This is a genomic window from Brevundimonas sp. UBA7664 (assembly GCF_002483305.1).
GTDB lineage: Bacteria > Pseudomonadota > Alphaproteobacteria > Caulobacterales > Caulobacteraceae > Brevundimonas.
The window spans coordinates 20,887-34,226 of record NZ_DLHQ01000004.1 but is presented as its reverse complement, the minus strand read 5'-3'; the positions used below and the strand labels follow the sequence as shown (position 1 = coordinate 34,226).

15 protein-coding genes and 2 tRNA genes are annotated in these 13,340 nt (G+C 68.6%); 7 read left to right on the top strand and 10 right to left on the bottom strand.

Annotated elements, in window-relative coordinates:
* From B2742_RS00910 to B2742_RS00900, 3 genes are all read right to left on the bottom strand, one after another.
* On the bottom strand, positions 1 to 98 hold a 98-nt coding region (locus B2742_RS00910; protein WP_199225306.1), incomplete at its 3' end, for a GTP-binding protein.
* Positions 99 to 150: 52 nt separating this feature from the next.
* Positions 151 to 224, bottom strand: a tRNA-Gly gene (locus tag B2742_RS00905).
* Positions 225 to 300: 76 nt separating this feature from the next.
* Positions 301 to 384: transfer RNA gene (locus B2742_RS00900), tRNA-Tyr, on the bottom strand.
* 146 nt (positions 385 to 530) lie between these two features.
* On the opposite strand from B2742_RS00900, the gene rlmB reads away from it, so the two are divergent.
* Entirely contained in the window at positions 531 to 1,448 is a 918-nt protein-coding gene (rlmB, locus tag B2742_RS00895; RefSeq protein WP_292061911.1) for a 23S rRNA (guanosine(2251)-2'-O)-methyltransferase RlmB, read from the top strand.
* A 72-nt stretch (positions 1,449 to 1,520) separates the two neighbouring features.
* Positions 1,521 to 2,390 carry a TerC family protein gene (locus B2742_RS00890; RefSeq protein WP_292061908.1) on the top strand — a complete coding sequence of 290 codons (870 nt, stop codon included), beginning with the start codon at positions 1,521 to 1,523 and terminating at the stop codon, positions 2,388 to 2,390.
* Here the strand turns inward: B2742_RS00890 and B2742_RS00885 are convergent.
* The 3 genes from B2742_RS00885 to B2742_RS00875 are packed head-to-tail and all read right to left on the bottom strand — an operon-like array spanning position 2,347 to position 5,998.
* A complete protein-coding gene (locus B2742_RS00885; RefSeq protein WP_292061906.1) occupies positions 2,347 to 2,895 on the bottom strand; it encodes a hypothetical protein in 549 nt (182 codons plus the stop codon). The two genes, B2742_RS00890 and B2742_RS00885, sit on opposite strands and share 44 nt — an antisense overlap.
* Positions 2,896 to 2,897: 2 nt before the next feature.
* On the bottom strand, positions 2,898 to 4,604 hold the full coding sequence (metG, locus tag B2742_RS00880; protein ID WP_292061904.1) for a methionine--tRNA ligase: 1,707 nt from the start codon (positions 4,602 to 4,604) through the stop codon (positions 2,898 to 2,900).
* A gap of 41 nt (positions 4,605 to 4,645) precedes the next feature.
* A complete protein-coding gene (locus B2742_RS00875; protein WP_292061901.1) occupies positions 4,646 to 5,998 on the bottom strand; it encodes an MATE family efflux transporter in 1,353 nt (450 codons plus the stop codon).
* A 291-nt stretch (positions 5,999 to 6,289) separates the two neighbouring features.
* Here B2742_RS00875 and B2742_RS00870 point away from each other — a divergent pair, with 291 nt between their 5' ends.
* Both B2742_RS00870 and B2742_RS00865 read left to right on the top strand, forming a co-directional pair.
* Positions 6,290 to 7,897, top strand: coding sequence for a carboxyl transferase domain-containing protein (locus tag B2742_RS00870; protein WP_292061899.1), 1,608 nt, complete (start codon positions 6,290 to 6,292; stop codon positions 7,895 to 7,897).
* Between the two features lies 1 nt (position 7,898).
* Positions 7,899 to 8,381 carry an endonuclease domain-containing protein gene (locus tag B2742_RS00865; protein ID WP_292061895.1) on the top strand — a complete coding sequence of 161 codons (483 nt, stop codon included), beginning with the start codon at positions 7,899 to 7,901 and terminating at the stop codon, positions 8,379 to 8,381.
* Positions 8,382 to 8,395: 14 nt separating this feature from the next.
* Here B2742_RS00865 and B2742_RS00860 read toward each other — a convergent pair whose 3' ends face one another.
* The gene (locus B2742_RS00860; protein ID WP_292061893.1) at positions 8,396 to 8,758 is read right to left on the bottom strand and encodes a DUF2200 domain-containing protein; all 363 of its coding nucleotides are present in this window, start codon (positions 8,756 to 8,758) and stop codon (positions 8,396 to 8,398) included.
* Entirely contained in the window at positions 8,759 to 9,076 is a 318-nt protein-coding gene (locus B2742_RS00855) for a hypothetical protein (protein WP_292061890.1), read from the bottom strand. It lies immediately after the preceding gene.
* Between the two features lie 151 nt (positions 9,077 to 9,227).
* Between B2742_RS00855 and B2742_RS00850 the strand changes: the two genes are divergently transcribed.
* Both B2742_RS00850 and B2742_RS00845 read left to right on the top strand, forming a co-directional pair.
* Complete coding sequence (locus B2742_RS00850; RefSeq protein ID WP_292061888.1) at positions 9,228 to 10,127, top strand: enoyl-CoA hydratase-related protein; 900 nt, start codon at positions 9,228 to 9,230, stop codon at positions 10,125 to 10,127.
* A gap of 96 nt (positions 10,128 to 10,223) precedes the next feature.
* Positions 10,224 to 12,131: an acetyl/propionyl/methylcrotonyl-CoA carboxylase subunit alpha gene (locus tag B2742_RS00845; protein WP_292061886.1), complete on the top strand. Its 1,908-nt coding sequence runs from the start codon at positions 10,224 to 10,226 to the stop codon at positions 12,129 to 12,131.
* A gap of 6 nt (positions 12,132 to 12,137) precedes the next feature.
* Here the strand turns inward: B2742_RS00845 and B2742_RS00840 are convergent, their stop codons facing one another.
* Together B2742_RS00840 and B2742_RS00835 are read right to left on the bottom strand one after the other, a co-directional pair.
* Positions 12,138 to 12,431, bottom strand: coding sequence for a putative quinol monooxygenase (locus tag B2742_RS00840; protein WP_292061883.1), 294 nt, complete (start codon positions 12,429 to 12,431; stop codon positions 12,138 to 12,140).
* 120 nt (positions 12,432 to 12,551) lie between these two features.
* Positions 12,552 to 12,743: a YgaP family membrane protein gene (locus tag B2742_RS00835; protein ID WP_292061880.1), complete on the bottom strand. Its 192-nt coding sequence runs from the start codon at positions 12,741 to 12,743 to the stop codon at positions 12,552 to 12,554.
* Positions 12,744 to 12,859: 116 nt separating this feature from the next.
* Here B2742_RS00835 and B2742_RS00830 point away from each other — a divergent pair, with 116 nt between their 5' ends.
* Entirely contained in the window at positions 12,860 to 13,258 is a 399-nt protein-coding gene (locus tag B2742_RS00830; RefSeq protein WP_414633031.1) for a DUF1489 family protein, read from the top strand.
* Positions 13,259 to 13,340 lie beyond the last annotated feature (82 nt).

Below are 13,340 nucleotides of genomic sequence, written 5' to 3'. Positions count from 1 at the left end.
GTGATCGCCGCCGTCAGCGTCGTCTTGCCGTGGTCAACGTGACCAATCGTGCCGATGTTGCAGTGCGGCTTGTTACGTTCGAACTTTTCCTTGGCCATGGCCAAAACTCCTGTGGCCCGGGGCGGGGCGATTGGGTCAGCTTGAGAATTCTGGAGCGGGTAGACGGAATCGAACCGACATATTCAGCTTGGAAGGCTGCTGTACTACCATTGTACTATACCCGCACGGAGACGGCCTCGGGCCCGAAAGCCGTTGGCCGCCGACCCGATATGGGGTCCGGACCTTGGTTTCGAAAGCGCGTGGTGGGGGAAGCAGGACTCGAACCTGCGAAGCTTACGCAGGGGATTTACAGTCCCCCCCCTTTGCCACTCGGGACATTCCCCCAGCGCGTTTTCGAACCGTCGGACCGATGCGCCGGCGACCTTTCGGTCGTCGAAACAACAAAAGCTCTCGGTGTCCCGCGTCGCCTGGTTTAGGAGGGGCGCCAGACCCGAAAGCCCTCAGGGCTCCAAATCGGAGGGCGTCTTATAGTGTCGAGAAATCCAGAACGCAACGACCGGAAATCGGGCAAAAAGCCGGTCTTCGGCGACCGGTCGCCGCCCCGTTCCGGCGGGCCCGGAGCGGGTCCCAAGGGCAAGTCCGAGGGCGGCCCCGACCGCGGCGGATGGAACCCCAATCCCAAGCCGAAGGCCTTCTCTGATTCCGCGCCGCGCGCTTCGCGGGCCAAGGCGGACGCTGACAATTTCGTCTGGGGCCGCCATCCGGTCATCGCCGCGCTCGCCAATCCGGCCCGCAAGGGCATGGGCCGCCTGCTGGCGACGGCCGACCGCGCCGCCGAACTGGAACGCGACAAACTGGCCAACGGCCACAAGATCGAGATCATCGAGGTCCAGGCGCTGGACCGGATGCTGCCGCCCGGCGCGGTGCACCAGGGTCTGGCCTTCAAGGTCCAGCCGCTGGAAGGGGTGGCGCTGGAGGACATCGCCGGAGACGGCGGCGTCATCGTCATGCTGGACCAACTGACCGACCCGCAGAACGTCGGGGCCATCTTCCGCTCGGCCCTGGCCTTCGGCGCCAAGGGCATCGTGGTTCAGGACCGGCACTCGCCCGCCCTCGCCGGCGCCCTGGCCAAGGCCTCGGCCGGCGCCACCGAACGCCTGCCCTGCGCGCGGGTGACCAATCTCAGCCGGGCGCTCGAGACGCTGGCCGACATGGGCTGGCGCGCGGTCGGCCTCGACGGTTCGGCCGAACTGACGCTGGAACAGGCGCTGGACGAGCGGCCGACCGTTCTGGTCATGGGCTCGGAAGGCGACGGCATCCGCCGGCTGGTGGCCGAACATTGCGACGTTCTGGCGAAGATACCCATGCCCGGCGGATTTGAGAGCCTGAACGTTTCCAACGCGGCCGCGGTCGCTCTTTACGAAGCGACTCGGAAACAGACCGCCTGATCGTCTCCTCCCCGTCGCTATGCGATGGGGAGGACCCTTGGCGCATCCGCTCGCTCCCGCTAGAGAGCGGCCATGGAATTCCTCTCGTCTCCCGAACTCGCCAGCCAGGCCACCGCCCTCGGCCAGGTCCTGATGATCGATCTGGTGCTGGCCGGCGACAACGCGGTGGCCGTCGGCCTCGCCGCCGCCGCCCTGGCGCCCGAACAGCGCAAGAAGGCCATCCTGATCGGCCTGGCCGCCGCCGTCATCCTGCGCATCGGCTTCGCCCTGATCACCGTCCAGCTGCTGGCCATCATCGGCCTGCTGCTCGCCGGCGGCATCCTGCTGCTGTGGGTCTGCTGGAAGATGTGGCGCGAACTGCAGGAGCAGAAGACCCACGACCAGGCCGAGGCCGAGGCCGAGCTGGAGACCGCCCTGTCCGCCCACCACGGCGGCGGCCCGCCCCCCGAGGCCCTGGGCATCAAGCGCAAGACCTTCGCCGCGGCCCTGATCCAGATCATGATCGCCGACGTCACCATGTCGCTGGACAACGTCCTGGCCGTGGCCGGCGCGGCCCACGAACACCCCTGGATCATGGTCTTCGGCCTGATCCTGTCGATCGCCCTGATGGGCGTCGCCGCGACCTTCATCGCCAAGCTGCTGACCAAACACCGCTGGATCGGCTACGTCGGTCTGGTCATCGTCCTCTATGTCGCCCTGCACATGATCTGGGACGGCGCGCGCTCGGTGATCGTGCGGACCGACCGCATGGACGCCTTCAACGCTTCGGCCCCGGCCTTCCTCGACATCAGCGAGGAAGAGAAGGCCAAATTCCTGAAGGGCGTCGAGAACAAGGACAGCGCGGCGCCGGCGACCGGCCTGCCGTCCCGGCCCTCGGACGGACCGGCGCCTGTGCCGGTCACGCCGGCGGCAGCGTCCCCCAGCGGCGCATCGCCCGCCTGAGCGACTCCGGCGCCCCGGCCATATCGGGCTGGGGCGTGGTGATCGCCGCCGCGCGGGCCTGCATCTCGGCCAGCGGCGGCACGTCATTGGCGATCCGCTCGGCGTCCGTGGTCGCCGGATCGACATCCCACAGCCGCCAGCCGACGCCGTCGGGCACGATGTTGGTGCCGTATTTCTGAGGCTGTTCGGCATACATCAATGACCGGTCCAGCGCCGCGGCGGCCAGCCAGCGCGCGCCGGGCCGGCCGAGCTCCGCGGCCCGCGCCGCCAGACGGCTGCCCAGGGCGGCCTCCTCGCTCAGGTCTCCATGATTGAGGACCCATGCGGCGGCGTAGAGGGCGTCCGCATCCTCGGGCCAGCCGTCCGTCAGCAGGGCCATAGCTGCTTCACGGCGCGCCCGGTCCCGGTCACGCAGGGCCATATAGGCGGGCTCGCCCGCCAGCACCGCGCGATCCTCGGCCTGGTCCTCGGCCAGCAGCCTGACGAGGGCGGCCGACCGGTCCATGGTCAGGCGTCCGCGCCGCCGAAGCGTTCAGACCACTCGGCCACCTGCGTGTCCTCGATCTTGGTGAACAGCACGCCCGCCGCCGCGACGGTCTGACCGTGCGGCAGGGCGTCCAGCAGCGGCTCGTCCGCGGTCGGCCAGCTCAGATCCGTCGCCCCGACCGCCGCCCCGATCTTCACCGCCGAATGCGGCATGACCGGCGCGGCCAGCCGGGCGAACAGGGCCACCAGGTTCAGCCCCGTGCGCACGCCGACGGCCGCCCGATCCACATCGGTCTTGAAGGCGGTCCAGGGCGCCGCCTCCTGCAGATACTCGTTGCCCAGCACCCAGACGGCGCGCAGGGCCACGGCCGCCTTGCGGAACTCCATGGCCTCGAACTGCGCCGTCGCCTCGGCGATGCCGGCGCGCAGGTCCGCCTCCAGCTTCGCTTCCAGAGGACCGGGCTCGCCCGCGTCCGGCACGACGCCGTCGAACTTCGACTCGGCGAACTTGACGATCCGGTTGACGAAATTGCCCAGCACATCGGCCAGGTCCTTGTTGGTCGTCGACTGGAACTGCTCCCAGGTGAAGGCGGCGTCCGAATGCTCGGGCCCATAGGCCGTCAGGTGCCAGCGCCAGTAGTCGGCCGGCAGCAGCTCCAGCGCCTGGTCCATGAAGACGCCGCGCTTCTGGCTGGTCGAGAATTTGCCGCCGTACCAGTTCAGCCAGTTGAAGGCCTTCAACGTATCCACCGTCTTCCACGGCTCGCCCGAGCCCAGGATCGTCGCCGGGAAGCTGACGGTGTGGAAGGCGACATTGTCCTTGCCCATGAACTGGACGTAGCGGACGTCGTCGGCGCCCTCGTCCGTCCGCCACCAGTCGCGCCAGGTCGCGCCCGTCGCATCGGCCCATTCCTCGGTCGCGCCGATGTATTCGATCGGGGCGTCGAACCAGACATAGAAGACCTTGCCCTCCATGCCCGGCCGCGGCCCGCCGTCCGGCCCCACCACCGGCACGCCCCATTTCAGGTCGCGGGTGATGCCCCGGTCGATCAGGCCTTCGTCGAGGTGCTTCAGTGCGATCGATTTCGCCAGCGTCTGCCAGTCGGTCTTCGAACTGATCCAGGCCCGGATCCGGTCCGCCAGCTTCGTCTGGAGCAGATACAGGTGCCGCGTGTCGCGGACCTCGAGGTTCCTCGAACCCGACACCGCCGAATACGGCTCGATCAGGTCGGTCGGGTCCAGCAGCCGGCCGCAGTTGTCGCACTGGTCGCCGCGCGCGCCGACATGGCCGCAGTGTGGACAGGTCCCCTCCACATAACGGTCGGGCAGGAAGCGGGCGTCGTCGACCGAATAGATCATCCGGTCGACCCGCTCCTCGATCAGGCCGTTTTTCTCGAGGACGTCGGCGAAATGCTGGGTCAGGCGCCGGTTGGGGGCGTTCGACGACCGGCCGAACCAGTCGTAGCTGAGGCCGAAGGACTCGCCCGCGGCCTTCTGGACCTCATGCTGTTCGTCGCAATAGGTCCGCACGTCCTGCCCGGCGGCCGCGGCGGCCAGTTCGGCCGGCGTCCCGTGTTCGTCGGTGGCGCAGATGTAGAGCACCTCATGGCCCTGCGCCCGCTTGAACCGCGCATAGACATCCGCCGGCAGCATCGACCCCGCCAGATTCCCCAGATGCTTGATGCCGTTGATGTACGGCAGGGCCGAGGTGATGAGGATGCGGGCCATGGGAATCCGTGTCTGGGGGAGGCGACGGATATAGAGGGCCGTCAGGCCGGCGTCACCCTCGGTAACCGCCGCGCCACCCGCACGAACCGCCCGGTCAGCAGCGCCGACGACACCAGACTGGCGACGATGATGGCCCAGACCAGGCCGTTGACGCCGATCTCATGCGCCCACCACCAACCCAGCGGCATCATGATCAGGCTGTAGGCGGCGAAATGCATGATCGTCGGCCACCAGACGTCGCCGGCAGCGCGGTTGGCCGAGGCGGAAACCACCTGAATCCCGTCGGCGACGAAGAACAGGGTCGTCAGCACCAGCGCCGGGATCACCACGGCCAGCAGTTCCGGATCGCGGTTGTAGGCGCTGGCGATCAGCGGCGCGCCCGGCCAGACCAGCAGGGCGACCGTCAGCGTCAGGGCGGTCACCACCCCGATCCCGACCAGACCGGCGCGCATCACACCGCGCCCATCCCCGGCCCCGTAGGCGCGCCCGACCAGCACGGCGGTCGCGGCCGACAGCCCCATCGGCAGCATGAAGACCATGGCCGAAACATTGAGCACGATGGCCCAGGCCGAGGTCTCGATCGCGCCCAACTGGCCGGCGATGAAGGTCATGGCGGCGAAGGCCCCGACCTCGATGAAATAGCTGGAGCCCGCGCCGTAGCCGATCTTGCGCTGTTCGCGCTCGGCCGGCAGGTCGCGCTTCGGCCGGTTGAACACGCCCAGCGCCCGCGCTTCGGGCAGGCGCAGGATGTAGACGATCAGGAACACCGCCAGCGAGGTCCGGGCCACGAAGGTCGCCCAGGCCGAGGCCACGGCGCCGTCCAGACCGATCCCCAGCAAGTCGGGCACCAGCAGCAGGTTCAGCGCCAGATTGACGCCATTGGCGATCCACATCGCCCACATCCCCGCGCGCGGCCGGTGCATGGCCTCGAGGAAGAACTGCGCCGCCACACTGACCAGATAGCCGGGCATGGACAGGGCGAAGACGATCAGCACCGGCGAGGCGCCCTCGGCCAGGCCGTCGGCCAGGCCCATGTGCTGAAGCGCCCAGGGTCCGAGCAGGATCAGGCCGAACATCGAGGCGAAGCCCAGCTGCAGCGAATAGGCCACGCCGCGCCGCAGCACCCCGCCGACCTCGCTGCGGCGCCCCTCGCCCAGCAGGCGCGCGGTCATCACCTGCACCCCCATCATCAGGCCCACCGCCGTGGTGATGATGATCGACGTCGGCGCCAGGGCCAGCGAACTGAAGGCCAGCTCCAGCCCCGAGAAATTGCCGACCACGATCACATCGGTCAGCCCCATGGTCATGATGCCGACGCGCGCCAGCACCACCGGCCACGCGAGATGCAGCAGGTCTTTCAGGGTGGCGCGGGTCTGGAGGCTGAGGCCGGTCATGGGAGGCGGGACAGGCCACGGCGCAGGTTCGGCGTCAACACAGGAAAATCGATGGAGACATAAGCGGCCCTCACCTCCCCATCGGCGAAGGCCGATGGGGAGGACAGATCGGCGCGCGAGCGACGATCAGGAGGGGGCGGCGCTGGCGGATGTGATCAGAGCTCAATGTGGTCGCCGCCAGCGCCACCCTCTCCTGACCGCTTCGCGGTCTGTCCTCCCCACTCGCCGACGCGAGTGGAGAGGTGAACTCGCCCGCTTCCCCGCGCCCGCGAACCCGCCTAAACCAGCCCCATGCCCAAGCTGACGTCCGCCATCGACCCGCACAGCCCCGCCTTCAAGGCGCTCGACGCCCACAACCGGGCGCTCCGCGACGAACTGCACGAGAAGGTCGCCAAGGCCGCGCGCGGCGGCTCCGACGCCAGCCGCGACCGCCACGTCTCACGCGGCAAGCTCCTGCCCCGCGACCGGGTCGAGCGGCTGCTGGATCCCGGCTCGCCCTTCCTCGAGATCGGCCAGCTCGCCGCCAACGGGATGTATGGCGACGCGAAGGACCCCGACGGCGCCCCCGGCGCCGGGATGATCTGCGGCATCGGCCGGGTCTCGGGCCGCGAGGTGATGATCGTCGCCAACGACCCGACGGTGAAGGGCGGCGCCTATTTCCCGATGACGGTGAAGAAGCATCTCCGCGCCCAGGAGATCGCCGAGCAGAACCGCCTGCCCTGCGTCTATCTGGTCGATTCCGGCGGCGCCAACCTGCCGCACCAGGCCGAGGTCTTCCCCGACCGCGACCATTTCGGCCGCATCTTCTTCAACCAGGCGCGGATGTCGGCCAAGGCCATCCCCCAGATCGCCTGCGTCATGGGCTCCTGCACCGCCGGCGGCGCCTATGTCCCCGCCATGTCGGACGAGAGCGTCATCGTCCGTAACCAGGGCACCATCTTCCTCGCCGGCCCGCCGCTGGTGAAGGCCGCCACCGGCGAGGTCATCTCCGCCGAGGAACTGGGCGGGTCGGAGACCCACGGCCGCAAGTCCGGCGTGGTCGATTATGTCGCCGAAAACGACGAGCACGCGCTCGAGATCGTCCGCACCATCGTCGACAGCCTCAACACCGTGAAATCGGTCGAGCTGGACGTGCGCGAGCCCCGCGCCCCGGCCTATGACGCCGAGGAGCTGTACGGCCTCATCCCGGACGACGTCCGCGCCCCCTATGACGTGCGCGAGGTCATCGCCCGCCTGGTCGACGGCTCGGAGTTCGACGAGTTCAAGGCCCTGTACGGCACCACCCTGGTCTGCGGCTTCGCCCGCATCTGGGGCTATCCGGTCGCCATCCTGGCCAACAACGGCGTGCTGTTCTCCGAAAGCGCGCTCAAGGGCGCCCATTTCATCGAACTGGCCTGCAAGCGGAAGATCCCGCTGGTCTTCCTGCAGAACATCTCGGGCTTCATGGTCGGCGGCAAATACGAGGCCGAGGGCATCGCCAAGAACGGGGCCAAGCTCGTCACCGCCGTCTCCTCGGCCGAGGTTCCGAAATTCACCGTCCTGATCGGCGGCAGCTTCGGCGCCGGCAACTACGGCATGTGCGGCCGGGCCTTCGCTCCCCGCTTCCTGTTCACCTGGCCCAACAGCCGGATCAGCGTCATGGGCGGCGAACAGGCCGCCGCCGTTCTCGCCACCGTCCACCGCGACGCCGACAGCTGGACGCCCGACCAGGCCGAGGCCTTCAAGGCGCCGATCCGTCAGAAATACGAGGCCGAGGGTAATCCGTACCACGCCACCGCCCGCCTCTGGGACGACGGCGTCATCGACCCGGTCCAGACGCGCGATGTGCTGGGACTGGCGATCTCGGCGAGCCTGAATGCCCCGATCCCGGAGACGACCTTCGGCGTGTTCCGGATGTAATATGATCTCCTTCTCCCCTCGGGGGAGAAGGTGGCCCGAAGGGCCGGATGAGGGGGATCGCCTGCTCATGTACCAAACTGGGGACAGGACCCGGTACGCTCGTCGGCTCCGCGCTGATTCCACCCACGCGGAAGATCAGCTCTGGGCGCTGGTGCGGGGCCGTCGTTTCGAAGGGCTCAAATTCCGACGGCAGGCGCCCGTCGCCGGAAAGATCGTCGACTTCCTCTGTCCTGAATTAAAGCTGGTCGTCGAACTGGACGGCGGCATCCACGCTCTCCGGATCGTCGAAGATGCCGAGCGGGAACTGCTGATCGCGGAGGCCGGGTTTCTCGTGTTGCGGTCAGGAAACGAGGCCTTCCTGCGAAATCCGAACATCCTCTTGGACGCGATCCGCCTTCGGGCATCAGAGATGCGGAACCGCCCCCCTCATCCGAGCGGCTCCGCCGCCCACCTTCTCCCCCGAGGGGAGAAGGGTTCCGATTGAGCGACAAGCTGCGATCACCCCGCCCGGAGCACCTTCTCCATCGCCTTCCCCTTGCTCACCTCGTCGACCAGTTTGTCGAGGTGGCGGATCTCCCGCATGAAGGGGTCCTCGATCTCCTCGACGCGATGGCCGCAGATCATGCCCGTGATCAGGAAGCGGTTCGGATTCATCGCCGGCGCCTCGGCGAAAAAGGTCTCGAAATCGGTCTTCGCCGCCAGCATGGCCTCGAGCTGACCCTGGGAATAGCCTGTCAGCCAGCGGATCACCTGATCTACCTCGGCCCGCGTGCGGCCGTTTCGCTCCGCCTTGGCGACGTAGTGGACGTGGACACTGGCCACGCTGGTCCGGCGGAGACGGTCAGCTGCGCTGGTTTGCATTCAGAAGGTTATCGTCGGCCTCACCGGCTCGTCCAGCGCCCAGCGGTAGGAGTCCGGTCCGAACGGGAGGTCGAACAGCCGTGGGGCCTCACTGTCCGGGGTCATATGCAGCTCGAACGCCGACAGCAGGGCGCGGCGGGTGCGTTCGGCGGCGGGGCCGTGGACGCCCTTGCGCTGCAAGATCCGGCCGATGACCACATCGCGATGCGCCGCCCCGCCCTGGGCCGCGAGTTGCTCGCGAATTTCGGCGGCCAGCTTCACCTTGGCGGCGGTAAGCCGGGCGGGCTTGCTGGTGCGGGGGGCGGATGGTTTCGACATGCGGGGTCTCGTCGCGTGGACGGTTCTCGTTAACCTTTCGGTCTTCAAGACCCGTCGCGTCGGCCTGTCAAGATAACGTCGGTCTTTGCGCCAGCGCGATGCCATTCTCCGGGCGATGCGTTACACACGGGCAGCCGACAAGGAACCCGCCATGAGCCAGCCGACCGAAGCCGATCTGAACGCCCTCGACATCACCCCGGCCGAGGCCGCCGAGATCAACGCCATCGCCCATCCGCTGCTGGCCGATCCGGCCCCGGACGCCAATGATGATCTGGTGCGGATCGATTCCACCGCCGACGGCGTGGTCTTCGTCACCATCAACCGCCCGGACAAGCGCAACGCCTTCGACGCCCCGACCATCGCCGCCCTCTATGAGGCCTTCGAGACCCTGCAGGGCGCCGACCATGTGCGGGTGGTCTTCATCCGCGGCGCGGGCGGCGCCTTCAGCGCGGGCGCCGACCTGGCCTGGATGGCCGACGCCGCCCGCTGGTCCGAGAGCGACAACCGCGATGACGCCATGGGTCTGGCGAAGATGCTCAAGGCGCTGCACGAGATCCCGGCCCTCACCGTGGCCATCGTCGAGGGCGCGGCCATGGGCGGCGGGGCCGGCATCGTCGCCGCCTGCGACATGGCCGTGGCCGTAAAGGGTGCAAAGTTCGCCTTCTCCGAGGTCAAGCTGGGCCTGATCCCGGCGACCATCGCCCCCTATGTCGTCGAGGCCGTCGGCGCGCGCACCGCCCGGGCCCTGTTCATGACCGCCGAGCTGTTCGACGCCGAAGCGGCCCTGACCTACGGCCTGATCGGCCATGTGCTGGACAGCGCCGACCAGATCGACGGCTTCGTCGCCGACCTGGTCGCTGGCATGAAGGCCTGCGCCCCCGGCGCTGTCGGAGAGGCCAAGCGGCTGGTCAACCACGTCGCCGGCCACCGCATCGACCACGCCCTGATGGAAGAGACGGCCAAACGCATCGCCCGCGCCCGCGTCTCGGCCGAGGGCCAGGAGGGCGTCGGGGCCTTCCTCGAAAAGCGCAAGCCGCGCTGGGCTGAGTAGGGTCGAGGGTCGAGGGGCGAGGGGCGAGGAGGCTGGCGGCGTCGCCACTCAAACTCGACCCTCGACCCTCGACCCTCGCCCCTCTAAACCGGACCCATGTTCACCTCCGTCCTGGTCGCCAATCGCGGCGAGATCGCCTGTCGCGTCTTCCGCACCGCCCGCCGCATGGGCATCCGCACGATCGCGGTCTATTCCGAAGCCGATGCGAAGGCCCTGCACGTCCGCGAGGCCGATGAGGCCGTCCTGATCGGCCCCGCCCCGGCGCGCGAAAGCTACCTCGACGCCGCCAGGGTGCTGGCCGCCGCGAAGGCGACCGGCGCCGAGGCCATCCACCCCGGCTACGGCTTCCTGTCCGAGAACGCCGACTTCGCCGAGGCCGTCATGGCCGCCGGTCTGGTCTGGATCGGCCCGCCCCCCGCCGCCATCCGCGCCATGGGCCTCAAGGACGCCGCCAAGTCGCTGATGATCGAGGCCGGCGTGCCGGTCACCCCCGGCTATCTCGGCGAGGACCAGTCGCTGGACCGCCTGCAAAAAGAGGCCGACGCCATCGGCTATCCGGTGCTGATCAAGGCCGTCGCCGGCGGCGGCGGCAAGGGGATGAAGAAGGTCGACCGGGCGGAAGACTTCGCCGACGGCCTCGCCTCGGCCCAGCGCGAGGGCCAGTCCTCCTTCGGCGATCCGCGGGTCCTGATCGAGAAATACATCACCCGCCCGCGCCACATCGAGGTGCAGGTGTTCGGCGACCGCCACGGCGAGGTCGTCCACCTCTATGAGCGCGACTGCTCCCTCCAGCGCCGCCACCAGAAGGTGATCGAGGAGGCCCCCGCCCCCGGTATGGACGCCGCCACCCGCAAGGCCGTCACCGACGCCGCCGTCCGCGCCGCGAAGGCCGTGAACTACGAGGGCGCCGGCACCATCGAATTCATCGCCGACGCCTCGGACGGCCTCAAGGCCGACCGCATCTGGTTCATGGAGATGAACACCCGGCTCCAGGTCGAACACCCGGTCACCGAGGCTGTCACCGGCGTCGATCTGGTCGAATGGCAGTTCCGCGTCGCCGCCGGCGAACCCATGCCGCTGAAGCAGGACGAGATCGAGCTGAACGGCTGGGCCATGGAGGCCCGGCTCTACGCCGAGGACCCGGCCAACGGCTTCCTGCCGAGCATCGGTCGGCTGGACCATTTCGTCATGCCCGAGGGCATTCGGGTGGACACCGGCGTCGAACAGGGCGGCGAGGTCAGCCAGTTCTACGACCCCATGATCGCCAAGCTGATCGTCCATGCCGAGACGCGGGAAGAGGCGGCGGAGGACCTCGCTGAGGCCGCCGGTCAGGTGCAGGTCTGGCCGGTGAAGACCAACGCGGCCTTCGTCATGAAATGCCTGGAGCATCCCCGGTTCGTGGCCGGTGATGTCGATACCGGTTTCATCGCCGCCGAGGAGAGCAATCTCGCCGCTGAACCGCTGTCGGAAATGGGGATCGAGGACGCGGCCAACAGGCTGCGCCAGTTCGCCTCGCCGCGGGCGGATCGGACCGTATCCCCCTGGGACCACCTCGACGGGGCCATCGGCTTCCGCACCAACGCTCCCGATCAACGGACCCAGTCCGTCCGCGTCGACGGCGCGCACCACGTCGCCCAGTTGCTGGACGAGGACGATCATCCGATGACGCGCCTGATCGGCCTGTCAGCGACGCGCGTGATCGCGTTCGAGAATGGCTCGGCCTTCGACGTCAGCGCCTTCGGCCGGGCCGGGAGCGGTTCGGGTTCCGGCCCCGCCTCCGACGGCGCTCTCCGCGCGCCCATGCCCGGCAAGATCGTCGCCACCCCCGCCAGGGCCGGCGACACGGTGACCAAGGGCCAGCCCCTCGTCGTGCTCGAGGCCATGAAGATGGAGCACGCCCTCGTCGCTCCGTTCGATGGCGTGGTCGGCGAAATCGGTGTCTCGGTCGGCGATCAGGTGGCGGCGGACACGGTGCTGGCCACGGTCACGGCCGGCGCGGGCTGACTCCGGTCAGCGGAACCCGATCCCGCCCACCGGCGTGGTCACATGGGCGTCCGCGAAGGTCGCCATCAGCTGCATGGCCCGACGGATCGCCGCCCTCACCTCGGGGACCTTCAGCGAAGCGCGGTGCGCGGCCTCATCGGTCCAGATCTCGGTCACCCAGACGGCGTGATCATCCGCCGGGTCGTGAGCGACGATATAGCTGAGGCAACCCGGCATGGTCCCGAGGTTCTCCAGCAGGATCGCGGTCAGGGCGTCCCGCTGACCGGGCGTCGCTGTCATCTTGCCGATCAAACCGTACATGGCGCGTCCGTTCGTTTCCGCGCCCGCGAGGTCAGGGGATCACAAGACCGCCGTCAAGGCGCATCCGGATTCCTTACGCCCGCCGGGAGACCTTGTCTCCCGCTCCGCGCCGGCTGCGGCCTATCGCCGGGGGCAGGTCCGGATACCGAGGAGCGTGTAGAGCGGACAGGTCCCGAACAGGCCCGTCAGCAGCGGCACGACGCCGACCCATCCCCAGGGCGTCTGCGGTCCCACAAAGACGATCGCGATCAGGCCCAGCCCGACGACGACCCGCAGAATTCGATCCAGTCCCCCGACATTCGCCTTGAACATGATGTATCTCCCGACTTGAGGTCGTTGACAGTCGGCAGTTCCGGCGGACGGCGCCTTGTCCGAGAACAAACCCCGCGCCCACCGCGGGGGCGGGCCGAGACGGGAATGAGGATCGATTGCCGCTTCATATGATCAAGCTGTGCGTCGGCGTGGCGAAGGTGGAAACGCTGGAGCGCCGCGCCGCCAAGGGCGAGTGGCTGACGGTTCATACGCGCATGACCCCCAAGCGGGCCGCGGAACTGGAGGACGGCGGTTCGCTCTACTGGGTGATGAAGGGTTCGGTGACATGCCGCATGCCCATCCTCGACATCGCCACCCAGGGCGAGGGCAAGGCCTCGATGTGCCACATCAAACTGTCGCCCGACGTCGTCCGCACCGCCCCCCAGGCCCGCCGCCCCTTCCAGGGCTGGCGCTATCTGGAGCCGAAGGACGCCCCCTTGGACCTGTCGTCGCTCGACGCGGGCGAGGTGCCCGAGGACCTGGCCAAGCGGCTGCGGGAGATGGGGGCCTGGTGAGGCAACAGGCGACAGGCAGCAGGCAGCAGGCGCTGTGTCGTGCCGGGCGGATGGTCGGCCTGACTCCCTGCCTCCTGCTTTC